At 62.0% G+C, this 24,401-nt stretch carries 29 protein-coding genes; 10 read left to right on the forward strand and 19 right to left on the reverse strand.

The genetic code is table 11. The annotated features are described in order from the left end of the window. Positions 1–9: 9 nt before the first annotated feature. The 9 genes from GEV39_RS09715 to GEV39_RS09755 all read right to left on the reverse strand — a co-directional run bounded on the left by GEV39_RS09715 (position 10) and on the right by GEV39_RS09755 (position 7,553). Positions 10–873, reverse strand: coding sequence for a metal ABC transporter solute-binding protein, Zn/Mn family (locus GEV39_RS09715; RefSeq protein ID WP_173888555.1), 864 nt, complete (start codon positions 871–873; stop codon positions 10–12). Next, positions 870–1,769, reverse strand: coding sequence for a metal ABC transporter permease (locus tag GEV39_RS09720; protein WP_173888557.1), 900 nt, complete (start codon positions 1,767–1,769; stop codon positions 870–872). The genes GEV39_RS09715 and GEV39_RS09720 overlap by 4 nt, the downstream gene beginning before the upstream one ends. Continuing rightward, complete coding sequence (locus GEV39_RS09725; protein WP_173888559.1) at positions 1,769–2,515, reverse strand: metal ABC transporter ATP-binding protein; 747 nt, start codon at positions 2,513–2,515, stop codon at positions 1,769–1,771. The genes GEV39_RS09720 and GEV39_RS09725 overlap by 1 nt, the downstream gene beginning before the upstream one ends. Beyond that, positions 2,512–3,414, reverse strand: coding sequence for a metal ABC transporter substrate-binding protein (locus GEV39_RS09730; RefSeq protein ID WP_173888561.1), 903 nt, complete (start codon positions 3,412–3,414; stop codon positions 2,512–2,514). The genes GEV39_RS09725 and GEV39_RS09730 overlap by 4 nt, the downstream gene beginning before the upstream one ends. Positions 3,415–3,430: 16 nt before the next feature. Beyond that, complete coding sequence (locus tag GEV39_RS09735) at positions 3,431–4,000, reverse strand: DUF6162 family protein (protein ID WP_173888563.1); 570 nt, start codon at positions 3,998–4,000, stop codon at positions 3,431–3,433. Further along, positions 3,997–4,317: a hypothetical protein gene (locus GEV39_RS09740; RefSeq protein WP_173888565.1), complete on the reverse strand. Its 321-nt coding sequence runs from the start codon at positions 4,315–4,317 to the stop codon at positions 3,997–3,999. Before GEV39_RS09740 ends, GEV39_RS09735 begins: the two co-directional genes overlap by 4 nt. Further along, on the reverse strand, positions 4,314–4,853 hold the full coding sequence (locus GEV39_RS09745; RefSeq protein WP_173888567.1) for a PA2404 family protein: 540 nt from the start codon (positions 4,851–4,853) through the stop codon (positions 4,314–4,316). Before GEV39_RS09745 ends, GEV39_RS09740 begins: the two co-directional genes overlap by 4 nt. Continuing rightward, positions 4,850–6,043, reverse strand: a complete 1,194-nt coding sequence (locus GEV39_RS09750; RefSeq protein WP_173888569.1) for a PepSY-associated TM helix domain-containing protein — start codon at positions 6,041–6,043, stop codon at positions 4,850–4,852. Before GEV39_RS09750 ends, GEV39_RS09745 begins: the two co-directional genes overlap by 4 nt. Positions 6,044–6,218: 175 nt before the next feature. Continuing rightward, entirely contained in the window at positions 6,219–7,553 is a 1,335-nt protein-coding gene (locus tag GEV39_RS09755) for a lysine N(6)-hydroxylase/L-ornithine N(5)-oxygenase family protein (RefSeq protein ID WP_173888570.1), read from the reverse strand. Positions 7,554–7,726: 173 nt separating this feature from the next. Here GEV39_RS09755 and GEV39_RS09760 point away from each other — a divergent pair, with 173 nt between their 5' ends. After that, entirely contained in the window at positions 7,727–8,173 is a 447-nt protein-coding gene (locus GEV39_RS09760) for a hypothetical protein (RefSeq protein WP_173888572.1), read from the forward strand. A 30-nt stretch (positions 8,174–8,203) separates the two neighbouring features. Here GEV39_RS09760 and pbpG read toward each other — a convergent pair whose 3' ends face one another. Continuing rightward, a complete protein-coding gene (gene pbpG / locus GEV39_RS09765) occupies positions 8,204–9,130 on the reverse strand; it encodes a D-alanyl-D-alanine endopeptidase (RefSeq protein ID WP_029887028.1) in 927 nt (308 codons plus the stop codon). 282 nt (positions 9,131–9,412) lie between these two features. After that, positions 9,413–10,087: a polysaccharide lyase family 7 protein gene (locus tag GEV39_RS09770; protein WP_173888574.1), complete on the reverse strand. Its 675-nt coding sequence runs from the start codon at positions 10,085–10,087 to the stop codon at positions 9,413–9,415. A 226-nt stretch (positions 10,088–10,313) separates the two neighbouring features. Between GEV39_RS09770 and GEV39_RS09775 the strand changes: the two genes are divergently transcribed. Then, entirely contained in the window at positions 10,314–10,634 is a 321-nt protein-coding gene (locus GEV39_RS09775; RefSeq protein ID WP_173888577.1) for a DUF1654 domain-containing protein, read from the forward strand. A gap of 38 nt (positions 10,635–10,672) precedes the next feature. Here the strand turns inward: GEV39_RS09775 and GEV39_RS09780 are convergent, their stop codons facing one another. After that, the gene (locus GEV39_RS09780; protein ID WP_173888579.1) at positions 10,673–11,497 is read right to left on the reverse strand and encodes a S24 family peptidase; all 825 of its coding nucleotides are present in this window, start codon (positions 11,495–11,497) and stop codon (positions 10,673–10,675) included. Between the two features lie 158 nt (positions 11,498–11,655). Here GEV39_RS09780 and GEV39_RS09785 point away from each other — a divergent pair, with 158 nt between their 5' ends. Then, complete coding sequence (locus GEV39_RS09785; protein ID WP_173888581.1) at positions 11,656–12,039, forward strand: chemotaxis protein; 384 nt, start codon at positions 11,656–11,658, stop codon at positions 12,037–12,039. Positions 12,040–12,063: 24 nt separating this feature from the next. Here GEV39_RS09785 and GEV39_RS09790 read toward each other — a convergent pair whose 3' ends face one another. Continuing rightward, positions 12,064–12,246: a hypothetical protein gene (locus tag GEV39_RS09790; RefSeq protein ID WP_054905061.1), complete on the reverse strand. Its 183-nt coding sequence runs from the start codon at positions 12,244–12,246 to the stop codon at positions 12,064–12,066. 94 nt (positions 12,247–12,340) lie between these two features. Continuing rightward, a complete protein-coding gene (locus tag GEV39_RS09795; protein WP_009686467.1) occupies positions 12,341–12,688 on the reverse strand; it encodes a hypothetical protein in 348 nt (115 codons plus the stop codon). Between the two features lie 159 nt (positions 12,689–12,847). Between GEV39_RS09795 and GEV39_RS09800 the strand changes: the two genes are divergently transcribed. Continuing rightward, complete coding sequence (locus GEV39_RS09800; RefSeq protein ID WP_173888583.1) at positions 12,848–13,669, forward strand: shikimate 5-dehydrogenase; 822 nt, start codon at positions 12,848–12,850, stop codon at positions 13,667–13,669. Between the two features lie 75 nt (positions 13,670–13,744). Here GEV39_RS09800 and GEV39_RS09805 read toward each other — a convergent pair whose 3' ends face one another. From GEV39_RS09805 to GEV39_RS09815, 3 genes are all read right to left on the reverse strand, one after another. After that, positions 13,745–13,987 (reverse strand): hypothetical protein, encoded by a 243-nt coding sequence (locus GEV39_RS09805; RefSeq protein WP_173888585.1) that lies wholly within the window; start codon positions 13,985–13,987, stop codon positions 13,745–13,747. Between the two features lie 98 nt (positions 13,988–14,085). After that, positions 14,086–14,613, reverse strand: coding sequence for a lactoylglutathione lyase (gloA, locus tag GEV39_RS09810; protein ID WP_173888586.1), 528 nt, complete (start codon positions 14,611–14,613; stop codon positions 14,086–14,088). Between the two features lie 226 nt (positions 14,614–14,839). Continuing rightward, a complete protein-coding gene (locus GEV39_RS09815; protein WP_054905064.1) occupies positions 14,840–15,199 on the reverse strand; it encodes a histone-like nucleoid-structuring protein, MvaT/MvaU family in 360 nt (119 codons plus the stop codon). Positions 15,200–15,550: 351 nt separating this feature from the next. Between GEV39_RS09815 and GEV39_RS09820 the strand changes: the two genes are divergently transcribed. Together GEV39_RS09820 and cobF are read left to right on the forward strand one after the other, a co-directional pair. Beyond that, positions 15,551–16,840: an OprD family porin gene (locus GEV39_RS09820; protein WP_173888588.1), complete on the forward strand. Its 1,290-nt coding sequence runs from the start codon at positions 15,551–15,553 to the stop codon at positions 16,838–16,840. A gap of 68 nt (positions 16,841–16,908) precedes the next feature. Beyond that, positions 16,909–17,658, forward strand: coding sequence for a precorrin-6A synthase (deacetylating) (gene cobF, locus GEV39_RS09825; RefSeq protein WP_173888590.1), 750 nt, complete (start codon positions 16,909–16,911; stop codon positions 17,656–17,658). 60 nt (positions 17,659–17,718) lie between these two features. Here the strand turns inward: cobF and GEV39_RS09830 are convergent, their stop codons facing one another. Then, positions 17,719–18,069, reverse strand: coding sequence for a response regulator (locus GEV39_RS09830; protein ID WP_173888592.1), 351 nt, complete (start codon positions 18,067–18,069; stop codon positions 17,719–17,721). 82 nt (positions 18,070–18,151) lie between these two features. Then, positions 18,152–18,319: a hypothetical protein gene (locus GEV39_RS09835; protein WP_156326363.1), complete on the reverse strand. Its 168-nt coding sequence runs from the start codon at positions 18,317–18,319 to the stop codon at positions 18,152–18,154. Between GEV39_RS09835 and GEV39_RS09840 the strand changes: the two genes are divergently transcribed. From GEV39_RS09840 to GEV39_RS09855, 4 genes are read left to right on the forward strand one after another with little or no spacing between them, the layout of a single operon-like run. Further along, complete coding sequence (locus GEV39_RS09840) at positions 18,318–21,785, forward strand: response regulator (protein WP_173888594.1); 3,468 nt, start codon at positions 18,318–18,320, stop codon at positions 21,783–21,785. The genes GEV39_RS09835 and GEV39_RS09840 overlap by 2 nt on opposite strands. Then, on the forward strand, positions 21,782–22,603 hold the full coding sequence (locus GEV39_RS09845; RefSeq protein WP_173888596.1) for a CheR family methyltransferase: 822 nt from the start codon (positions 21,782–21,784) through the stop codon (positions 22,601–22,603). Before GEV39_RS09840 ends, GEV39_RS09845 begins: the two co-directional genes overlap by 4 nt. Further along, entirely contained in the window at positions 22,600–23,175 is a 576-nt protein-coding gene (locus GEV39_RS09850; protein WP_173888598.1) for a chemotaxis protein CheB, read from the forward strand. Before GEV39_RS09845 ends, GEV39_RS09850 begins: the two co-directional genes overlap by 4 nt. Beyond that, positions 23,169–24,395, forward strand: a complete 1,227-nt coding sequence (locus GEV39_RS09855; protein ID WP_173888600.1) for a hybrid sensor histidine kinase/response regulator — start codon at positions 23,169–23,171, stop codon at positions 24,393–24,395. Before GEV39_RS09850 ends, GEV39_RS09855 begins: the two co-directional genes overlap by 7 nt. Positions 24,396–24,401: the final 6 nt, after the last annotated feature.

A 24,401-nucleotide genomic window follows, 5' to 3' on the forward strand; every position in this document is an offset into this window, starting at 1 on the left:
GACTGTTGATCAGCTTTCGCCAAGTGCCCCGACGACTTGTTCGACACTGGCCTTCAACCCGGCAAACGCATCATCCGGGTCGCTGTCCACCACCACCAGCTTCGCGCCGGCTGCCTTGATCGCTGCGGCCAGCGCCGGCTCCGGTTGGCGATGGTCCAGCACCAACGCCACATCCTGTGCCTTCAGGTTGGCTTCCAGCGCCTTCAGCGCGGCGGCATCCCACGCCGTTGGCAGCGGCTGCTGCACCACATCCAGGTTCAGGCCGCTGGCCAGGTAACCCAACCGCGGCGACAGGCTGACCACTGTGAGGTTGTCGACCTTGGCCAACTGCGTCTGGCTGCTGGCGGCAAGCGCCAACAGCTGGCGTTTGAGCGCGGCCAGGTTGCCCTGGATTTTCGTTTTTTCGCTGGGCGCCAGGCGTTCCAGGTCGTTGGCCACGACGTCCGCCATGCGCCCCAGATTGGTCGGGTTCAGCCACGGGTAGGCGTCGTAGGCATCGTCGCCACTCACCGCAATACCTGGCAAGGCGCCGTCCACCGGCCGTGCGGCATCGATCTCGACAATGCGGATATTGCTGCGCCGAGCCATCGGGTACAGCGGGTCGTCGCGCCAGATCGAACGCACGCCGATCACCGCATCGGCCTGTTGCGCAGCCTTGTCCAGGCTAGCGCCACCACGGCCGCTGAAATACGACGGCTGGCGACTGGCCGGCAGGTTGGCCGGGGCTGCGCGCTTGAGTTGTACGCCGGTCCCCTCGAGCAGGGCGCTGGCCAGGCTGTGGGTGATCGGCAAGGTGGTCAGCACCTGCGTGGCGAAAGACAGCGACGGCAGGCTGGCCAGGGCCAGTGCCAGGGTCAGGTGTTTCAGGTTCATGCCGGGTTTCCTTGCAGGCGGGGAACGAGGGTGCGGGCGAGCGCAGCGAGGGCGAAGCAGAGACCGGCGACCAGGATGATCGCGGCACCCGACGGCACCGGCAGGTCGAACACGATCGGTAGCAGAATGCCGAACAACGCGCTGATGCTCGCGATGAGCACCGAGAGGAAGAAAAAGCCCTTCAGTGACTGGCTCACCAGGCGCGCGGCGGCAGCCGGGATCACCAGCAACGCACCGACCAGAATGGCGCCAATCACCTTCACTGCAGCCACGGTGACCAGGGTCACCAGCACCACGAACAGGTAGTCCAGTGTTTTCACCGCCACGCCGCGTACGGCGGCCAACTGCGGGTTGAAGCTGGCCAGCATGATGCGGTTGTACAGCGGCAGCGCCAAGGCCAGCACCAGCACGGCGACGATGCCCAGTACCACCAGGTCCTGCCCGCTCACGGTCAGCACCGAACCGAACAGCACGTTTTCGAGGATGTGCACATTGATTTTGCCCGCCAGCATCAGCAGCAGGCTGGCGCCCAGCGCCAGTGACACCGAGAGGAATACGCCAATGAGTGTGTCCGGTGACAACCCGGTGCGGTTACGCAGGAAGTTCAGCAGGATGCCGAACAGCAGGCAGTAACCGAACAGGCTGCCATAAGGGCCGGTGTAGGGCTCGCCCAGCAGGATGCCGATAGCCACACCGGTCAGTGCGGCATGGCCGACCGCTTCGGAAAAGAATGCAAAGCGCTTGACCACCACCAAGGTGCCCAGGCCACCCAGCACCGGGCCAATCATCAGGCCGGCCAGCAAGGCGTTGACCACGAAGCCATAGGCCAGCGCCTCGGGCAGGTAGCCGGCAGCGGCCCATCCCTGGACCGTTTGGCGAAAAATGTCGAAACTCATCAGGCAATGCTCTCGTTACGCGGGTGGACGGAAAACAGGCCCAGCAGGCGCTCCGGCGTCAGGGCCTGGGCTGGCGGGGCGTCGAACAGTACCTGACGGCTCAGCCCGGTAACCCGGTCGGCCAGGCGCAGCACGGCTTCCAGGTCGTGTTCGATCCACAACACAGTGGTCCCGGCCTGGCGCCAGGCCAGTAGCAGTTGTTCGAACACCTGAATGCCGGCTTCATCGAGCGCCGACATCGGCTCGTCCAGCACCAGCAGTTGTGGTTCGGGGATGAGCCCCTGGGCCAGCAGCACCCGCTGACGCTCACCGCCCGACAAGGCCCCCATGCGCCGCTTGCGCTTTTCCAGCATGCCAACCCGCGCCAACGCAGCATCGATGGCAGGCTGCACCCTGCGTGACAACCCCAGGAAGGCCGGGCGCCGCTGGCACATGGCAGCCATGAAATCATCCACGGTCATTGGCAGCCCGCGGTCGAACTCCAGGGCCTGCGGGACGTAGCCAATCACCTCGCCTTGCCCCGGCCAGTGCAGGGTCAATTGCCCTTGGTGGGGCATTTGCCCGAGCAGGGTCTTGATCAGCGAACTCTTGCCGCCGCCGTTGGGGCCGACGATGGCGTGCACGCTGCCCGGGGCGACGGTGAAGCTGACCTTTTCGAGGATGCGGGTGCGGCCGAGGGTCAGGTCGATGCCGGCAAAGGTGATGCGCGGCCCACTGGCGGTTGCCAGGTTGGCAGCGGCGGTCATGCGCGGTTCTCCTGAATGGCGCGGACCACGGTGTCGAGGTTGCGCTTCATTTCCACTTCGTACTTGTCCTTGGTGTATTCGCCATAGGAAATGTGGGTAAGGGGGTAAAGGCGCACACCAGACTCACGCTGGATGGTTTCGACATAGGCTGAGGGAAAGTCCATTTCCGAGAAGATCACCTTCACGTCCAGTGCCTTGAGCTGGTCGATGGTCTTCTTCAACTGCGCCGGGCTTGGCTCAATGCCATGGGCGGGTTCGACCACGGCGGTCACTTCCAGGCCGAAGTCGCGGACCAGGTAGTCGTAGGCAGCATGGATGGTGGCCACGCGGAAGGTAGCGCTGGGGGCCTCGGTGACCTTGGCCAGTGCCTGGGCACGCAAGGCACGCAGGCGTTTGGCGTAGGCCCGGGCGTTCTGCGTGTAGAACCGGGCATTGTCCGGGTCGAGCTTGCCCAGCTCGCGGGCAATGTTGTTGACCTGGGCAATGGTCGTGCTGATCGACAGGAAAGTGTGCGGGTTGACCACCTTGCCGGCACCGCGCGCGGCAATGCCGGTAGCCGCCAGCAGCGGTACGTTCTGATTGGCCTCGATCGTGGCGATATCAGGTTTTTCACTGGCGGCGATCATGCGGTCGGCAAAGTCGTCATGGCCAACGCCATTGAGCACCACCACGTCCAGGGTGCCGATGCGCTTGATGTCTTCGGCCCGGGGCTCGTAGGCGTGCGGGTTGAAGCCCGCCGGAATCAGCGGCACCACCTCGGCCTTGTCGCCAACGATGTTGCTCACGTAGCTGTAGTAGGGGTGCAAGGTGATGCCGATACGCAGCGGCTTGCCGTTATCGGCCAGGGCCATTGCCGGCAGGGCCAGGGCCAGGAGCAGGGCGAGGGCGGAGCGAAACATAGGCGAGTCCTTCGGTTCAGTGGCGGTGTTCGCGGGTAACCCCGGCGTCGTAGTGGCTGACCACTTGTTGCCAGCCAGCGGCGATCAGTGCCGCCTGGCCGAGGTCATCCGGGAGGGGTGCGGCGCTGTCGCGGCGCAACCAGATATCGGCCTGGCCGGTGCTGTCGGGTGGCAGGATCAGCAGCAGGCTGCCGGCAATTTCGGGTGCCTGGCTGCGGCCCAGGTAGGCGCCGGACGCCAGCCAGGTCCACTGGTGGCTGCCCCGCCTCTGGCTGCCGGCGTCGACCACGAACGGCGGCAGGCCTTCGTCGGCCAGGGCCTGTACCCCAGGTGCAGCGGCGTTTTCTTCACGCAGCAACAGGATCTCGTCGAATGCCACCCGTAGGTCGGTGTAGAGGCCTTGCTCGGCCGCAGTGAGGTCGCGGCGGGCGTCGATCTGGTGGCTGGCGATGGCCTGTTCGTCCTCGCGCTCGCCGCGCAGCCACACCACGCCAGCCGCCAACGTCACTATCAGCAGGCTGGCCAACAGCACGTACAGGGTTTCGTGCCCGGCGCCGGCCGGGCGGATCACGTGAGCGCGGCTCATGGCTGGGCGATATCGGCGTAGTCGACTTCCACCACGTGCCCGGGGCCGGCGTCGAACAGTACGTAGAATTCGCCGTCCGGGCGCTTGAAGGTCAGGGACGAATCGTCGCCAAGCTTGCCGCCGACCAGCACTTGCTCGTCGTAGCCGATCACATCCAAGGTTACCCCGGGGGCGCCACTGCCGTCCGAGAAACCACCGGTGCACTTGACTTGGCCGCTGGCCAGTTCTTCGCATTCGCACATAGGGTTGTGGGCCAGTGCCGGGCTTGCGGCCAGTGCCAGCAAGGGCAGGGCGAGGGTGCGCAGCAGGTATTTCATTTCTTGCCTCCTTTTTTCTCGAGCCAGGCCACGGTGGCTGGCGATGCCTGGGCCAGCGGGACAGACGCCTGGTGCATGCTGCCGTCCCAGCCTTCCACGGTGATCCAGATCTGGGCGTCGGGTTGGGTGCGCGGGGGGATCGGCAGGTTGGTGGCCATGGCGTAAGGCGCGCCGAAGAAGATCGTGCCAGCCGCTCGCAGGCTGCGCGGTTTGCCGATGCGCAGGTAAACGGCCTTCACGTCGTTGACGCACGCCTTGCACAGCGCTGCCCTGAATACCTTGAAGTCGCCTGCCGGGCCGTCTCTGCGGGGGGCTTCGTCACGCAGTTCCGCCACGTCCAGGGTGTAGGGGCCGGCCTGGATGCCGGTGATCACATTCGCCCCCAGCCCTGCCTCGCCGCGGAACAGCTTTGCGTCGCTGAAATACTTGGGCATGAAACCCAGCGGGATCAGGATCAGCAGGATGTTCAAGTGGAAACGCCACTTCAACCACCACTGTTTCAGCGGGCTGACGGGCACGGCCTGGGTGTGGCTCATCGTTGCATCTCCAGCGAGGTCTGGGTGGGCGCAGTGCGGGGTGCGCGTTCGCTACGCTTCAGCGCGGCAGCGGTGGCTTGCGCCGTGCGTTTGGTCCAGATCAGCAAGCCGCTGAACACCATCAGGGTGAGCACCAGGCCGAAGAAGAACCAGATCAGCTTGATCGGCAGGCCGCCAAAGTCACCGGTGTGCAAGGGGCGCATGGACTCGGTGACGAACTCCAGGGCGGAGCGGTCGCCCAGCAGGAACTGGCTGTCTACCTTGCGCGTGTAGGGGTTGACCTCGGCGCTTTGGACCATCAGCGGATACCAGCCCCGCCCGCCCATGGAAATATGGCTGTAAGCGGTGGCAGGCAACGCAATGAAGTTGATTTCCAGCCCTGGAATCGCCAGGCCAGCGATGCGCGCCGCCTCATCGAGGTCGATCCGTGGGGCTGGGCTGCCATCGGCGGTCTGGGGCACTTCGTCGCGAGCGATGACCGGCACGATCGGCTCGCTGGAAATGCTGATGTGGTTGTCGAACAGAATCGCCTGGATCAGGAACCAGGTACCGGTGATGGAAATGACCGCGATGAACCAGATCGACCAGACACCGGCCAGGCGGTGCAGGTCGCCCCAGAAGATGCGCGAACCGTGCCCTGTGCGTACCGGCTTGAAGAAGCCTTTCCAGAACTTCTTGTACACCACCAGCCCGGTTACCAGCGAAGCGAGCATGGGCAGGCCGAGGATCGACACCAGGTACCAGCCCCAGCTGAAACCGTTGGTGAAGGGCACCAGCCACCAGCCGTGCAGGGCGCGGGTGAAGGCTTGGAAGTTGAAGTCAGGGGATTTGCCCTGAATCGCACCGGTGTAAGGATTGACGTACAAGGTCGGGGTGGTGCCGTCCGGGAAGGTCACATTGGCCGTGAGGGCGAAGTGTGAGCCCTCAGGCTGGATGATGGAGCGCACGACCATATCCGGCTCTGCTTCATGCAGGGCGTTCAGCACCTGTTGGAAGCTCAGGCGTTCGGCGTCGGGGTCCGGCTTGCTGGCACGTACATCGGGGTTGGCCAGCCAGACGATTTCCTGGCTGACCACCGCGAGCATGCCCGTGAAGCAGACGATCAATACAAAGAACCAGATCGGCAAGGCGAGCCAGCTGTGCACCAGGAACCACAGCCTGGATTTGGATTTTTTCAACGATTTGGCCATCAGACGGGTCTTCTGCAATGGGTGGTCGAGCGTGCGCCCAACCAAAGAGGGCTGTACTGATAAGGACGAATGAGAATCGAGATCCTGCCGATTAAAATGAAAGCAAATGTTTCAAACGACAAAGCCGACCTGCGCAGGGGCGTCAGGTCGGCCTGTACGGCGCGTGTTGTGGCGGTCAGGCGCTGGTCAGGGCCACTGCCGCAGAAGGTTTGCCGTGCAGCTGTGCGAGGTCCTGGTACAGGGCCCTGGCGATCTCCGCGGCACGTGTCGGCAGCACCGAGAGCAGGGTGTCGCTCAGCCCGTGGCTGTTTTCGCAGAAGCCCTGCAGGTATACCGAGGCTTGCAGGTCGGGGCTGGCCAGCACGCGGTAGTTGCGGTCGACGCTGAAGTCGCCCAGGTACCCGGCCAGGGGTGCCAGCAGGTCGCGGTGCGAGCGGCGTTCGTAGCCAGTGGCGAGAATCACGGCATCGTAACGGTGCGTTTGCTGCTGGTCGGTGGCAAGGTCACGCAAAGTCAGCTCCAGGCCCTCGCGGGTGGCGACCACGGCTTCGACCTGGCGGCGGCACAAGACGTTGTGGCGATACTGGTGGGCGACTTTTTGCCGGTAGAGGATGCCGTAGATGCGCTCGATCAGGTTGAGGTCGACCACCGAGTAGTTGGTGTTGTGGTACTCGCCCAGCAGCTTGCTGCGCTGCTCGGCAGGCTCGTTGAAGACCAGGTCGGTGTAGTCCGGCGAGAAGATCTCGTTGACGAACGGGCTGTCGTCGGCGGGCTTGAGGGCCGAGCCGCGCAGGATCATGTCGACTTTGACCGAAGGGTAGCTGTCGTTGAGGTCGATGAACGCCTCGGCGGCGCTCTGCCCCGAGCCGATCACGGCGATGCGCATCGGGGCGCCCTGCGTGCACGGCAGTTTGTTCAGGCTGCTCAGGTACTGAGAATGGTGGAACACCCGCGGGTCATCCTTGAAGGCACCGAACTTCGCCGGAATTTTCGGTGTGCCGCCGCTGCCGACCACTACCGAGCGGGTGCGGCGGCTGTATTCGCGGCCTTGCGCATCACGCGACACCAGGCGCAGGTGCTCGACCCGGCCGCCCTGTACCTGCGGCTCGATCCGCAGCACCTGCTGGCCATAGACGGCCTGGCCGGCGAAATGTTCGGCTGCCCAGCGCAGGTAGTCGTTGTACTCCAGACGGCAGGGGTAGAAAGTGCCCAGGTTGATGAAGTCGGCCAGGCGTTGTTTCTGGTGCAGGTAATTGACGAAACTGTAGGGGCTGGTGGGGTTACGCAGCGACACCAGGTCTTTCAGGAACGAGATCTGCAGCTCGCTTTGTGTCGCCAGGGTTTCACCGTGCCAGCGGTAGTCCTGTTGCTTGTCGATGAACAGCGCGTCCAGGGCATGGCCTTGTGACTCTGCCAGTTCCTCCAGGGCTATGGCCAAGGCCAGGTTGGAAGGGCCGAAGCCCACGCCGATCAGATCTTTGATGGTGTCCTGCTGTATGGGCTGGCTCATGATGGTGATTCCCTGAATGCTCGAATAGGCACGCCCGCCGGGGCTTCGGCCGCTGTGCAAGTACATGAGGTGGAACGAGCCAGCCGACAGGGAATTTAATTGGGCTAAAGCGCGGCGCGAATTGGCCGATAGGGTGGTTAACGCAAAGACCGATCTTTCAGACAGGGACCGACATGGCCGTCATCACAGCTGGCAACCTCATGATCAATGGCGTATCGGCGCAGGTGCTCAGCGCCAATGCCGCCGCAGAACGCGATCAGGCCAAGCAGGCCGGCGAAGCGGTGGGCCCGCTGCAAATCAGCAGCGACAGCCTCAAGGTATCCGCGGGTAGCCAGGCACAGTCAACGGCTACAGCGGACAGCGGTGAGTCGGAGGCGGTAAGCGAGCTGCGGCAGTTGATCAAGGACTTGCAGAAGCAAATGGCCGAGGAGCAGAAGCAGCTTGCCGCGTTGCAGAACAGCAAGATGGATGAGACGTCCAAGGCGGCTGCGGTCGGTGCCAAGCAGGCAAGCATCGCTACCCTCAACGGTCAGATCATGGCCGCTACCGCGCAGTTGCTGGAGCTGCTGCAGCAAGAGGGTGGCAGCAGCTCGGGCGGGATGGTCAGCGCCACGGCCTGACGGCGCCATGGCCTGTTGCTTCGGGCCTGTTTACTCGGCCGCCACCCGCCCTTTGCCCTGGCGATCCGCCTTGTACTGCATGGCCACGGCCGGCGCTGGTTTGGCTGCACCGGTTTCCAGCCATTGGCGCAGGCGGCTGGCATCGGCGAAATGCGTGTACTTGCCGAAGGCATCCAGGATGACCATGGCCACAGGGCGGTTATCCATTCGGGTCAACAGCACCAGGCAATGCCCGGCTTCGTTGGTAAAACCGGTCTTGGTCAGCTTGATGTCCCAGTTGCTCTTGTTCACCAGGTGGTCGGTGTTACGGAACCCCAGGGTGTAATTGGGCTTGCGGAAGGCCACGGTCTTTTCGCGGGTGGTCGACAGCTCGCTCAGCATAGGGTACTTGCGCGAGGCCATCAGCAGCTTGGACAGGTCGCGGGCAGTCGACACGTTCTGCGTCGAAAGTCCGGTAGGCTCAACGTAGCGGGTATGGGCCATGCCCAGGCTACGGGCTTTGGCGTTCATTGCTTTGATGAATGCCGGGTAGCCACCGGGGTAGGCATTGGCCAAGCTATTGGCTGCACGGTTTTCCGAAGACATCAAGGTAATCAGCAGGGTCTCGCGGCGATTGAGCTGGCTGCCGGGGCGTACCCTTGAATACACCCCCTTCATCTCCGGGTTGTTGGCGATGGTCATGGTGAGCATCTCATCCATGGGCAGCTTGGCGTCCAGCACCACCATCGCGGTCATCAGTTTGGTCACCGAAGCGATCGGCACCACGCGGTCGGCGTGGTTCGAGTACAGCTCCTGGTTGGTATTGAGGTCGATCAGCAGTGCGCTGCCCGAAGCCAGGTGCAGTTTGGAAGGGTCGCGTTGCACCTTGGCCGGGGGTTGTGCAGCAGCGGTCGACGGCAGCGTCGCGGTACCTGTGAGCAACAGCAGCAGGCTGAGAATGGACAGGGATGTTTTCACGTTGAGGCTCACTAAAGGTTGGTATGTCGTTGGCTGTGCAAGGGTTTTCCCCCAAAAAACCGCTGCATTCTGGAGTATGGCTGAACGGCTGTCGAATGCCTTATATCTAAAGGGCGCAACGTGAACGAAATTTAATCCCGTACCCATTCTGTCCCCTTCATGTGCTGTTCAGAAAGGGCGCCGAGCGGTAATAGAGGTGGGGCAAACTGTACGCTCAGTTCTGATCAGGTCCGGTACCGACCCCATTTACAGGCGGGCCGGCACGGAAAAGGCGTTTGCGCCTCAGCCATGTATCAACGTCAGGTCGCTGATAATGCAGATTGAGCCATCGTCGGCCGGCGTTTGATCGTTGTAGTCGACCTGGTTGTAAACGCCGCCGTGGAATTCGAACAGGCGCGAAGCCCAACTGCCGTCGAGTTGCAAACCGCCTGAAGTACCGGTTGCTCCCTTGCAGGTTGCGGTGACGGTGACCAGGCCCTGTGCCGTGACGTGCAGGCTAATGCCGAACTGCGCACCCAGCGGTACGCCTTTGAGCACCGTCGAATTCACCGGGTCAGCCTGGTCATAGGTTTGGCGAAAGCCCAAGGTGATATCGCCTTTCTTCCAGAACACCTTGAGGGGCGGGCCGTCGTCGCCGTGCACGTGCATCTGGGCAATGACCACCTTCTGCGCTGCGTTGACCTTGGTCAACGTCATGCTTTGACGGCTCCAATGGTCTGCAGCGCTGGCCAGCGTCCAGGAACGGGTTTCGGTCCATTCACAGCGGGTGCGGTGGGTACTCTTGCTCGACGCCCCTTTGGTCGGCGCAGAAAGCTGGATCGAGCCGTCGCTCAGTACTTTGACTACCTCAGGAAAACGGGCGATGGCTTCCTCACCGCCAAGTTCCAGCGCGACGGGATTGGTTGCGGATACTGCCACCGGGGTGGCGATCAACAGGGTGCTGACGTCTACGGCCATGGTAACTCCTCATGAACAGCCAGGTTCCAAGCGCAAGCTGAATGCTGCTGGGCTGAAAAGTTAGCCAGTAGCTAAATTAAATGTCAATAGCTTAAAGCTAAAATTGTGTTGGGCGTGAAATTACCTGTTGGCGAAAATTTTCAAGACAAGGCCTTTACGCTGCATTTGGCTGTGCGATAAGCTTTCGGCAGATACTGTACAAATATACATATATCAGGATGACAATATGCCTATCCACACAGCGTCGACAATCCCTCAACCCCTGGGCATGTCGGGTGTAGAGCGCCTGAGCCTGCGGGTATCGTCGATGATCAACCACCCTGTGGCACAGACCCAGCGCTGGGTGCTGGTGCATCGCCTGGACAGCGATGGCGACGCGGAATGGGAGGAGGTGATGGGGCTGCTGCTGGACACCCCCGAGCTGGACCTGACCTTCAACCCTGATGGCAGCGTGCTGGTGCGCTGGCAGCGCCACGCCGGCCAGCAGTTTGACGAAGTGAGCGTCGAGCAGGGCTGTGGGTCACTGGCGTCGGCTGCCCCGTTCTGAAACCCCTGCGCCAGGTCGCTGCCGGGGCAGGTTGCGCCTTACACGAGGTGGGCATTCCACACCAGCAGAACCCTGGCCTGGATATAGGTTTCTTCGCGGCGAATCAGGCGGTCCTTGTGCCGTGAGTTGTCGGAAATCATCTCGAAATGATCGTCATCGGCAATCTGCAGACGCTTGATATAGATATGGTCACCCCACGCGAAAAAGTAGATCCCGTCGCCCACGAACTCACGGATGCTCACATCGACGATCAGTGGGTCACGGTGCTTGATGGTGGGCTCCATCGACTGGCCCCAGCCAGTGACCATCTTCAGGTGGTGATGCTCGCTGAATTCCACACCCAGTTCACGCAGGTGGCTGGGGCTGACCCGCACATCCTTGAACATTTCCGGGTAGTCATGGGGGATCTGGCCGCCGCCCATGGCTGCGCGCACATCATAGTGGGCAATCCATACCTCATCACCCACTAGGCCGGGCCGGCCTTGGTCGGCCTGCAGCAATACGGCTTGCGCGGGCTCTGCAGCCGCGGCCAGCAGCCTCTGGCGGGTTTCTTCAGGTATGCCTTTGCCACTTCTTGCCAGCATCTGCCTAACCAGATCGGCCGCGCTCAGCGCGCCGTCGGCAGGCCCGCCCGCGGCCTGCGGGTGATCGCCGGGCGCCAGCGCGTCGAACCAGCCGCGTGGCAAGCCTTCGATACCCTCGATCCGCCGCGCCACGTCGTCGCCCAGGTTCTTGGCGGTCTTGTCCGAGAGAATCTGGCTCAGGTGCGCAGGTGCCATGCCCCAGCGCTCGGCGCAGGCGCCTTTTTTCTGGTCGGCTATCAGCTTGACCAGGTTTTGCTTGCGGATTTCGTAGATGTCCATAAGGCGAAGCATGCCAGTGTTTAGCTGACTGCTAAATGCGCGCATAGCTAAATTTTCCTTGAGGTCAATTTACCTCTAGGCTAAATTAAGTCTGCAAATAATAAAAGCCACAGCGATGTAATGCGTGGACTGCCCATCACGTCAGTAAAGAGGTTTACATGGATCCCACCGACCTCGGCCCAGGCACCCTCACGTGGCTGGGTGGTACAGGCACCATGTTGCTCGGGGCCTTTCTATGGCTGCGCAAATGGCTGTCCAGAGATGCGGCAGACCGCGCGCTGGACAATGCAGACATTGCGGTCATTCGCCGCCTGACCGAACTGCTCGATAGCGAGCGCGATGCCCGCCGTGAGGCGGAGGCCAAGGCAGACCAGTTCGCCAAGGAGCGTAACGAACTGGTGATCACCGTCGGTCGCTTGCAAGGCAGGGTCGTGGCCCTGACCAGTCAACTGGCCAGGCAAAGGCGTGAAACGACCGACGACCCGCACCCACCAGGAACAGACAAAAAAAAGCCCGCCATTTCGGCGGGCACAAGGGCGTAGGGAGCAACGCACAACAAATTCGGGTCAGGCGGCCAAAGTGCCTGGTTGCAACAGTTCAGCCAATGCGCGGGCTTGGGCGAGGGTCGGCACCGGCCCACTCACAGCCTCGCCGTTGCGCACCAGGTACCAGCAGGCCAACAGGCCTTGTTCACGCAGTGAAACCGGAACAGCGCTGCCGACAACGGACATGATCTGGATAGTGGCCATGGGGACCTCCTGTGAAACATGGGCCTACCATACCCAGCAGCTACCAGGGTTTGAAATCAACGTTGTCGATAGTGGTCATTACTTCTATCAACCCTTACCAGCGTGGCGGGCCGTAATACACCCGTGGCGGGCCGTAGTAGGCCCGGTAGCCTGGCGGTGGCGGAGCCGGCGCATAGTAAGGCTGGTAATAGACGGGCTGTGGTGGCGGTTGCACGTACACCGGTTGCGGCGGGTAGTACACCGGCTGGCGTTCCACATACACCGTACGGTCGTGCCCGCCAGACACCGTCGCGCCAACCACCGCGCCAACCACGGCAGCGCCCAGTAGCGGGCCCGGTCCATACCAACCGCCGCCGTGGCCGTAACCACCGTGGGCAGCTGCAGGCCCGCTGATGGCCAAAGCGCCGACCAGCAGGGCGATTCCGGGAATGAGACGGTTCATATCAACCTCGCGAGTAAACCCCCCAAGTGGGGTGTCGCTAATATGACTCCGGTATTTGTCAATTGCGCACAGGGCAATGGTAAAGGTTGTGTAAGGGACGACCAGCGGTTGCCTCTGGTACGCTGCACAAACGTTTCAGTCATGACTCAGGAGCAGGCTATGTCGACAACTCCCGGCAGGGATACCGTGCTGTGCATTTCCCTGGCAGGCCGCCCCGGTACATTCGGCGTGCGCTTTCACAACCACTTGTACCAGCAGTTGGGCCTGGACTTTTACTACAAGGCCATGCGCACCGACGACCTGCCGGCCGCAGTAGCGGGAATTCGGGCCTTGGGTATACGCGGTTGTGGGGTGTCGATGCCTTACAAGGAAGCGTGCATGGCGCTGGTAGACGAGATCGACCCGTCGGCGGCGGCCATCGAATCGGTCAACACCCTGGTGAACACCAACGGTCGCCTCAAAGCCTACAACACCGACTATCTGGCCGTACGCCAGTTGTTGACCCGGCACCAGGTCGACCCGGCAACCGCTTTCGCCCTGCGCGGCAGCGGCGGTATGGCCAAGGCCGTGGCCAGCGCCCTGCGCGATGCCGGCTTTGCCGAAGGCACCATCGTCGCGCGTAATGCACAGGCGGGGCAGCAGCTGGCGGATATGTGCGGCTACCGCTGGCTGCCAGAACTCGGCGATATCTGCCCGCCGATGCTGGTGAATGTGACGCCGATCGGCATGGCGGGGGGCGCAGAAGCTGAAGCGCTGGCGTTTTCGGACATCGCCATTGCAGCTGCAGAGCGGGTGTTCGATGTGGTGGCCATGCCCGCGCAAACACCGTTGATTCGCCGCGCCCAGGCGCTGGGCAAACCGGTGATTACCGGGCTTGAGGTGATTGCGCTGCAGGCGCTGGAGCAGTTCGTGTTGTATACGGGTGTGAGGCCGACGCACGCGCAAGTCGATGCCGCCGTGGCCTACGCTCGCGATAGCTGATTGCACCAGCAGCGGCCCCTTCGCGGTACAGCAATGGCTTTAGCCGCAAAGAGGCCGCCACAGGCCAGAGCACAGTCAGAACACCTGCTTACCGGCGTCCAGCTGCTGATCCACCAGCGCTCGACCGTGGGCCAGCGACACACGCTGGGCATTCTTCAGGTCAGAGAAAAACTTCATCGGCATCGACAGGCGCCTGCTGGTATGGCCATCAGGGGCAGTGATCAGGCAACCAGCGGCGTAGGGCAGGGGGGATTCCGGATGGGGCATCACGCTGGCGGTAATGGTGTGCTCGCGGTATTCACAGTGAAGGGATTGCATGGTTCTTACCTCGCTGTGGCATAGGAAGCAGTTACCTTCATATACCACGGCGAGGAGGCGATGGTTCCCGCCCCCGACGAACGCGCCGCGACGAACGCTTAGCCTGCGAGGTCGGCCGGCTGAATCACTTCGACCCAGTAGCCATCCGGGTCCTTGATGAAGGCCAGGTGGTTCATGCGCCCGTCCTGCAGGCGTTTCTGGAACGGTACACCCAGCGCTTCGAAGCGCGCACAGGCGACGCGTACATCGGGGACCGACACGCAGATGTGACCGAAGCCGCGCGGGTCGGTATTGCCATTGTGATAGGCGAAATCGGCATCGTTTTCGGTGCCGTGGTTGTGGGTGAGCTCCAGCACGCCCGGGATCGACTTCATCCACTGGTGACGGGCGGCGTCGTCGGCGGGAATCTGCGCCGGGTCGACCAGGGCCAGGAAGTACAGGCTGAAAGCGGCTTCGGGGAAATCACGCTTGTCTACTACGCGAAAGCCCAGCACACGGGTGTAGAAGTCCAGCGACTTTTCGATGTCCTTGACCCGCAGCATGGTGTGGTTGAAGACGAATTGGGCGGTGGCGGCGTCAGGTTGTGCGGTGACACCAGGCAAGGTTTGCAGATCGTGCAGGCTCATGGGAACTCCTGAGGCAGGGCCGGGCACGGGGCGCCGGCAAAACAGACAGGCTGGCCATGATACGTCAGTGCGCCGATTGCGCAAATGAAAGCGCCCTGCACGAATGCAGGGCGCTGGAATTAGAGGCCCGCATGTGCGGGCGCGTGATGGGGTCGCTAGTCCTTTAGCTGCCTCGATACTGAGCCAGCCCTTGTGAAAAAAGTGTGAAGCACGTGTTGATGTTTCATCAGCGGGCCCAGCTTTCCACCTCGGCGGCGCCATACTGCTCTTTCCAGGCTTTGAGGCCCCGGTGGTTGCCGCCTTTGGTCTCGATCCGCTCGCCTGTCTCGGGGTGTGTATAAACCTTCACTACCCGCGGGCGGCGGTGCTGTTTGGGGGCAGGGCTGGTGGCGCGCGCCCCGGCTTTGGGGTCAAGTATGGCTATGACATCGCGCAGGCTTTTGTCGTAGCTTTTCATCAGGTTGACAAGTTTCTGCTCGAACTCGATTTCGCGTTTTAAGCCGGCATCCTTTTTCAACGCTTCCAGTTGTGCCATCTGTTCCTGGAGCGCTTTTTCCGCAGCACGAAACTCTGCAAGTCTGGACACTGTAATCACTCCTGTACGTCGGCTGTGGCGGGGCGTGACGAACATTGAAACGCATGAATACGCCGGCCACGCAGGTGGGTTCTACTGTTCGTTGCTATCGAGTGTAGTCACACATCGGGGCGGGGTAAACCGCTAACTTTTTGCAAGTAAGCGGGGAACTTTCGTAGTTGCCCATGCGCGATTCGCCTAAGCTGCCTGGCAAGGCGCTTAGACCATGGTCCAATGGCCCGCGCCAGCGCTATTGCGTGATCATTTCAAAGTATGGCTGGCTGTTGCGTGGTCATGTCCCATCACCGTGGCAAGTCTGTGCCACCGGTTGTCAACCCGTTTTGAATCTGGATGTTTCCCTGCATGTTTGCCCCCTATCCCCTCGCCCCCGGGCGTCGTGTTGCCGGCCTGTTCCTGTTATATGCCGGTGCCAATGCCCAGGCTGCCGGTTTTCTTGAAGACAGCAGTGCCAAGGTTGAAGCACGCACTGTCTACTTCAACCGGGATTTCCGTGACGGCCACAGCAGTTCCGGCCAAGGGGCGTCCAAGCGAGAAGAGTGGGCCCAAGGCTTTATCCTCAATGTACAGTCGGGTTACACCGAAGGCCCGGTAGGCTTCGGTGTGGATGCGCTGGGCATGTTTGGTGTGAAGTTGGACTCCAGCCCCGCCGACAGTAACAGCGGCTTGCTGCCGGCTTCCGGGCACAACCCGCGGCACTCCGCCAACCAGTATGCAAAGATGGGCCTGGCGGCCAAAGTCAAAGTTTCCAACACGGTGCTCAAGTACGGTTCGATGATGCCGGATGTACCCCTGCTCAAGTACAACGATGGCCGCCTGCTGCCGACGATGTTCCAGGGCGCTATGCTGACCTCCGAGGAACGCCGGGACTTGAAGTTCACCCTGGCACGCCTGGATCGGTACACCGCAAGGGATTCAACCGACCGCCAAAACATTCGCGTGCACTGCAAGAACAAGCGTTACGCCTGCGATATCGAAGCCGACCACTTCGACCTCGCCGGGGTCGATTACCGGGTCAACGAGCGTTTCGGTGCCCAGTATCAAGTGGCCAGGCTGGAGAACATCTATCGCCAGCAGTATTTCGGCCTGGTGGCCAGCCAACCGCTGCCGGTGGGTAGCCTTGCTGCCGACCTGCGGCTGATCAAAAGCGACGACATCGGCAACGCCCGCGCGGGTGCGATCGATCACCGCGCCGTCAGCGGCATGCTCGGCTACAGCCTGGGTGGTCACAAGCTCAGTGCTGGCTGGCAGCGCATGTATGGCGACAGCGCCATGCCCTACCTGGATGGCAGCAACCCGTACCTGGTCAACTATGCACAGGTCAATGATTTTGCCGCCGCCCAGGAGCGCTCCTGGCAAGTGCGCTATGACTATGACTTCAAGGCGTTGGGTGTGCCTGGCCTTACGTTCTTCACCCGGTACATCAACGGTGACCATATCCAGGTGCCAGGCAGCCATGCCGAAGGCAAGGAGTGGGAGCGCGACAGCGAGCTCAAGTACCAAGTGCAAAGTGGCACGTTCAAGGACGTCAGCGTGCGTTTGCGTAATTCCACCTACCGCAGCAACTATGAGCGCTGGGCGCGGGATATGGACGAAACGCGGGTGATCGTCAGCTACAACTTCTCGCTGCTCTGAACGGGTGCTTTGCCAGCGGCCTGCTGGCGCCCGACAATGGCTGCTGAACAGCACCGGAGGGCAGCACAATGAAACAGCTGTTGTTGATCGGCATCGGCCCGGGGGACCCACGCCAGGTCACGTACGAAGCCGTCGACGGTTTGCGCCAGGCCCACGTGTTCTTCGTGCTCGACAAGGGCAGCGTCAAGAACGAGCTGGTGCAGCTGCGCAAGGCCATCCTGCAGCGGTACCGGCCCGAGGGCGGCTATCGGCTGGTTCAGGTCGCCGACCCGCTGCGCGATGGGCAGGCCGACGCGTATGTGCAGGCGGTACAGGACTGGCACGTACAACGTGCAGCGCTGTATGCGCAACTGATCGAAGAGGAACTCGGCGACGGCGAAACCGGCGCCTTTCTGCTGTGGGGCGAGCCCACGCTCTATGACAGCGCCTTGCGCATCCTCGACCTGGTCTGCGAGCGAGTTGGCGCGCTGCACCTGCAGGTCATTCCGGGCATCAGCAGCGTGCAGGCACTGGCGGCGCGCCACCGGGTTGCGCTCAACCGCATTGGCGAACCGCTGACCGTGCTGCCTGGTCGACGTCTGGCCGGGCAGGGGAGTATCGACAATGTGGTGGTCATGCTCGATGGGGAGTGCGCGTTCGCAGCTATTGATGACCCGGCCTTGACGATTTACTGGGGCGCTTACCTGGGCACGGCTGACGAACGGCTGATCGCCGGGCCGCTGCAGGCGGTGAAGGCGCAGATTCTTGAAGTGCGTGCGCGGGAAAGGGCGCGCAAAGGGTGGATCATGGACACCTACCTGTTGCGCAGGGAGGTGTAGCGGGCACCGTTCCTTGGCCCCTGCGCTCCCTGCGCGCTTGGTAAGCGGGTGCCGCCGAATTCAGGCGGTGCCGAGAATCCCCTGCACCTTGTCGCGCAGCTGGTCGATGCTGAACGGCTTGCCGATCATGTGCATGCCCTCCGGTACATCAATGTTTTCGGCGTAGCCACTGGCGAACAGCACCGGCAACAGTGGCCGCAGTTCGCGTGCCTTGGCTGCCAGCGCCTCGCCGCGCATGTCCGGCAGGCCCACGTCCGTCATCATCAGCGCCAACGGCTGGGTGTGGTCTTCCAATACCTCGAGCGCCGCGGTGGCATTTTCCGCCTCGATCACCGAGTAGCCCAAATCGCCGAGCACTTCGAGCATCAGCATACGTACGATCTCGTCGTCTTCGACTACCAAAAGGTGCATGGTTCGGGTCCTGTGCAATTGAATGTCTATGATCTGTGCACAAGGCGACAGCAGAAGTTCCCGAGGATACCGATACTTGCAATCAGATGGAACGATTGGCACACAGCACTTTCAAATACTGGCTAAATGCCCTGCCAGAGCCGTCAAAGCTGGTTAGACTTCGCTTGTCGGCACGGCGCAGCGGCACATAACCATAACGATTGTTCCGCCACTCTTTTTCATGGATTTTCTTGCTCGGGCGTTTTCTCATGATTCAAGCAGCCTCGATGGACCAGCGCAGCTTCCGCAAGTTGTTGAGCCGCAATATCGGCCTTCCTCTGGGTGTGGGCCTGCTGGGGGCCGTGGCCTTCGTTGCGGTGATCAACTACCTGCTCTCGGCCATGCAATGGGTCGAACACACCGACCGGGTCATTGGCAATGCCAACGAAGCGGTGAAGCTGTCGATCGACATGGAAACCGGCATGCGCGGCTTCCTGCTGACGGGTGACGAGCGCTTCCTCGACCCCTATGAGGTGGCCAAGCCGCGCATTCTCAGCAGCTTGCAGGGCCTGCGCGGCATGGTCGAGGACAACCCGCAGCAAGTCGACCGTATCGACCGGCTGATAGCCTTGCAGCAAGCCTGGAATGACTTCGGCAGCGGCATGATCACCCTGCGCCGCAATGACGGCCCCTACCGGGAGCTGATCGGTAACGGCCGCGGCAAGCGCCTGACTGACGAGATTCGCAAGGAATTCGCCGACCTCATTGCCACCGAACAACAGTTGCGCATGGCGCGCAACGAGAAGGTCAGCACCGTCACCGTCACCTCTATTTCGGCGTTCGTGCTGCTGATCGTTGGCCTCAGCGCCTTGCTGGCCTACCTGGGGCGCCGCGATCTGTTGGCGTTGTCCAGCAGTTACGACGACAACCTCAAGGCCCAGCAACGTTCTGCCGAGCGCCTGGAGCACCAGGCCTGGCTGCGCAACGGCCAGACCCAGCTGGCTCAACAAGTGCTTGGCCAGCTGACCCTGAACATGCTCGGCGACAACATTCTGCGGTTCTTTGCCTCTTACCTGGGCAGTGTGGTCGGGGCGTTGTACGTGCGCGACGAGCATGGCCGCCTGGTACGGGTTGCCTGCTATGGTCTGGATGCCGAGCAGCAGGCGCGCGAGCAGGTACTGGGTGATGGTGAGGGCCTGCTGGCCCAGGCCGTGCGTGAAGGGCGGCTGCTGCGCCTGGACGACCTGCCGCAAGACTACTTCCAGCTCAGCTCCGGCCTGGGCAAGGGCTTGCCACGCAGTGCGCTGCTGATGCCGGCCAGCGACGGCGGGCAGATCAACGGCGTGCTCGAACTGGGCTTCCTGCGGCCGTTGCAGGCGCGGGACGATGAACTGCTGCAGCGCGTGGAGGGCAACCTGGGGATGTCCATCGAAAGCGCCCGTTACCGGCAGCGCTTGCAGGAAGTTCTGGCCGAAACCCAGCAATTGAACGAAGAGTTGCAGGTGCAGCAGGAAGAGCTCAAAACAGCCAATGAAGAACTGGAGGAGCAGTCCCGCGTGCTCAAGGAGTCCCAGGCCCACCTGGAAACCCAGCAAGCGGAACTGGAGCAGACCAACGAGCAGTTGTCCGACCGCACCGAAGCGCTCGACCGCAAGAACGAGGAACTGATTCACGCCCAGGAAGAGCTGCAGGCGCGCGCCGATGAGTTGCTGCGTTCGAGCAAGTACAAGTCCGAATTCCTCGCCAACATGTCTCACGAACTGCGCACACCGTTGAACAGCTCGCTGATTCTGGCCAAGCTGCTGGCCGAGAACGGTGAAGGCAACCTCAGCGCTGAGCAGGTCAAGTTCGCCGAGTCGATCTACTCGGCCGGCAACGACCTGCTCAACCTGATCAACGATATCCTCGATATCGCCAAGGTCGAGGCCGGCAAGCTTGAAGTGCGACCTGAAACCACCCACTTGGAGCGCCTGGTCGAAGGCCTGCGTGACATGTTCGAGCCGTTGGCGGGGCAAAAGGGGCTGGCCTTCGAGGTCACCGCCCAGGCTCAGGTACCCGCCACCCTGTTCACCGACCGCCAGCGACTGGAGCAGATCCTCAAGAACCTGCTGTCCAACGCCATCAAGTTCACCGAGCGCGGCCAGGTCAGCCTGAACATCGGCTACCAGCCGGACAGCGGCATCGTGTTTGCCGTGCGCGATAGCGGTATTGGCATTGCTGCCGACCAGCAGCAGGCAATTTTCGGTGCGTTCCACCAGGTCGATGGCACCAGCAACCGCCGGTATGGCGGGACTGGGCTGGGGCTGTCGATTTCCCGCGACCTTGCCCATTTGCTTGGCGGGCAGATCAGTGTCGAGAGCAGCCCCGGGCAGGGCAGTGTGTTCAGCCTGGTATTACCCGAACGCTACGAGAACCCGGAGCAGGAGGTCGAGCCCCTCAGCCTGCGCCCGGCGGTCGATACCCTGCCGCCAGTACCACAGCTCGCCACTGCCCAGGCGCCGAAGGTGCCGCTGCTGGCCTTCACCGACGACCGTGACCGGGCGCCCTTCAGTAACCGCTGCATCCTGGTAATCGAAGACGAGCCGAACTTCGCCCGCATTCTCTTCGACCTGGCCCACGAACTGGGTTACAGCTGCCTGGTGGCGCACGCTGCCGACGAAGGGTTCGAGCTGGCAGCCCGGTTCATACCCGATGCGATCCTGCTGGACATGCGCCTGCCCGACCATTCCGGCCTGACCGTGCTGCAACGCCTGAAGGAGCAGGCAGATACCCGGCACATTCCGGTGCATATCATTTCCGTCGAGGACCGTGTCGAGGCCGCCATGCACATGGGGGCAGTGGGCTACGCGGTCAAACCCACCAGCCGCGAAGAGCTCAAGGAAGTATTCGCGCGCCTGGAGGCCAAGCTCACGCAGAAGCTCAAGCACATTCTGCTGGTGGAAGATGACGACCTGCAGCGCGAAAGCATCGCCCGCCTGATCGGTGACGACGACGTCGAGATCACCGCCGTAGGCATGGCGCAGGAGGCCTTGGCACTGCTGCGGGAAAACATCTACGACTGCATGATCATCGACCTCAAGCTGCCAGACATGCTCGGCAACGAACTGCTCAAGCGCATGACTGCCGAAGATATCCGCGCCTTCCCGCCGGTGATCGTGTATACCGGCCGCAACCTGACCCGCGAAGAAGAAACCGACCTGCTCAAGTACTCGCGCTCGATCATCATCAAGGGCGCCCGCTCACCCGAGCGGCTGCTCGACGAAGTGACGCTGTTCCTGCACAAGGTCGAGTCGCAGTTGTCCAACGAACGCCAGCGTATGCTGAAAACGGCGCGCAGCCGCGACAAAGTGTTCGAGGGGCGCAAGGTGCTGCTGGTAGACGACGATGTGCGTAATATCTTCGCCCTGACCAGTGCACTGGAGCACAAGGGCGCGATCGTCGAGATCGGCCGTAACGGCCGCGAGGCGATCGAGCGCCTGGAGCAGCATGACGACATCGACCTGGTACTGATGGATGTGATGATGCCGGAGATGGATGGCTTCGAAGCCACCCGGCTAATCCGCCAGCAACCGCGCTGGCGCAAGCTGCCGATCATTGCGGTGACTGCCAAGGCCATGAAAGATGACCAGCACCGTTGCCTGCAGGCCGGTGCCAACGATTACCTGGCCAAACCGATCGACCTGGACCGCCTGTTCTCGCTGATCCGCGTATGGCTGCCGCAACTGGAGCGAATTTGACTAGCGAACGTAACACCGACATCGAGATCCGCTTGCTGATCGAGGCCATCTACCTCAAGTACAGCTATGATTTCCGCAATTATTCCGGCGCTTCGATCAAGCGCCGGATCCTGCATGCGCTGCGCCAGTTCGGTTGCCAGACGGTATCGGCCTTGCAAGAGCGCGTGCTGCACGACCCTGGCATGTTCATGCAGTTGCTGCAGTACCTGACGATACCGGTCAGCGAGATGTTCCGTGACCCGGGCCACTTCCTGGCGCTGCGCAACGAGGTGGTGCCGCTGCTGCGCACCTGGCCATCGATCAAGGTGTGGATCGCCGGGTGCAGTACGGGCGAGGAGGTGTATTCGATGGCCATCCTGCTGCGCGAAGAAGGCCTGCTCGAGCGCACCATCATCTACGCCACCGACATCAACCCGCACTCGCTGGATAAAGCCAAGCAGGGCATCTACTCGATGCAGAACATGCTCGACTACGCCGAGAACTACCGCATCGCCGGTGGCCGCCGGGATTTCGCCGAGTACTACACGGCAGCCTATGGCAACGCGATCATGGACAGCACCCTGCGTGAAAACGTGACCTTCGCCGACCATAGCCTGGCCACCGACAGCGTGTTCTCCGAGACGCAGTTGGTGTCTTGCCGCAATGTGCTGATCTATTTCAACAAGGAGCTGCAGGACCGCGCCCTGGGGCTGTTCCATGAATCACTGTGCCATCGCGGTTTCCTGGTGCTGGGCAGCAAGGAGTCGGTCGATTTTTCCGCTTACAGCGACCGTTTCGAGCCGCTGGTCAAGCCTGAACGGATCTTCCGCAAATCATGAAGGGCGTACAAGCGGTGGTGATCGGCGCGTCGGCCGGCGGGGTGTCCGCGCTGTTCACCGTGCTGGGCGGGTTGCCGTCGGGGTTCGCCATTCCGATAGTGTGTGTGTTGCACCTGCCGGATGACCGCCACAGCCGACTGGCCGAGGTACTGCAACGCCGTCTGCTTCGCCCCGTGTGTGAGGCACGTGACAAGCAACCGCTGCGCCCTGGCCAGATCTACGTGGCCGGGCCTGGCTATCATCTATCGGTAGAACGCGACTTCACCCTGTCGTTGAGCCAGGAGCCACCGGTGCATTTTTCCCGGCCTGCCATCGACTACCTGTTCTATTCCGCGGCCGATGCCTACGGTGCCGGCCTGCTTGGCGTGCTGCTCACCGGTGCCAATGAAGACGGTGCCCAAGGGCTGGCTTACATCAAGAACAGCGGCGGCCGGACCATTGTCCAGGACCCTCGCGACGCACAGGTGGCGCTGATGCCCGAGGCCGCCCTGGCCCTCCATCAGCCCGACCATATTCTTACCTTGAGTGGGATCGAGCAGTTGCTCGCCGCCCTGGAATCCAGCGCATGCTAAGCAACACTATCGCCAAACTGCTGATCGTCGACGACCTGCCAGAAAACCTCTTGGCCCTCGATGCCCTGATACAGGGCGAGGACCGTGAGGTGCACCAGGCCCAGTCTGCCGAAGCCGCCTTGTCGCTGTTGCTCGAACACGAGTTCGCGCTGGCCATTCTCGATGTGCAGATGCCGGGCATGAACGGCTTCGAGCTGGCCGAGCTGATGCGCGGTACCGAAAAAACCCGCCACATCCCCATCGTATTCGTCACCGCAGCCGGGCGTGAAATGAACTACGCCTTCAAGGGCTACGAAAGTGGCGCCGTGGACTTCCTGCACAAACCGCTGGATACCGCGGCAGTGAAGAGCAAGGTGTCGGTGTTCGTCGACCTTTACCGCCAGCGCAAGGTGCTTGACCGCCAGTTGCAGGCGCTGGAGCGTAGCCGCCAGGAGCAGGAAGTGCTGCTGGGCCAGCTGCAGGCGGCGCGCAGTGAGCTGGAGCATGCCGTGCGCATGCGCGATGACTTCATGTCGATCGTGTCCCACGAGGTGCGTACGCCGCTCAACGGGCTGATCCTGGAAACCCAACTGCGCAAGCTGCACCTGGCGCGGGGCAACCTGGCGGCGTTCAGCGCCGACAAGCTTCAGGCCATGGTCGAGCGCGACGAGCGGCAGATCAACAGCCTGATCCGCCTGATCGAAGACATGCTCGATGTTTCGCGCATTCGTACCGGCAAGCTGTCGCTGCGGCCCAAACCGTTCGACCTGAGTGAGCTGGTGCGGCGGTTGGTAGAGAATTTCACCGCCCAGGCCACGGCACTGGATACGTTCATCGAGTTGCAGCATTGCCAGCCACTGCAGGGGGAGTGGGACGAATTTCGGATTGAACAAGTACTGGCCAACCTGTTGTCCAACGCCTTGCGTTATGGTGACCGCAAACCGGTGCATGTAACGCTGTACGAGCAGGACGGCCTGGCGTGCGTGCAAGTGCAGGACCATGGCATTGGTATCGACATGGCCAACCAGCAACGTATCTTTCAGCAGTTCGAGCGCGTCGCAACGCAGCAGGCTACGGGTGGCTTGGGCTTGGGCCTGTATATATCCGATCAGATCGTGCAAGCCCACGGCGGGCGGATTGTGGTGCAAAGCGAGGTGGGCAAAGGTGCGACCTTCACCCTGCAACTGCCCCTGGCTGCAGTGGAACAACAAAACGACCAGGCGTGGGCAACCTCTGCATAACCCTGG

The sequence above is a fragment of the Pseudomonas sp. NY5710 genome, assembly GCF_013305665.1.
GTDB classification, from domain to species: Bacteria; Pseudomonadota; Gammaproteobacteria; order Pseudomonadales; family Pseudomonadaceae; genus Aquipseudomonas; species Aquipseudomonas juntendi.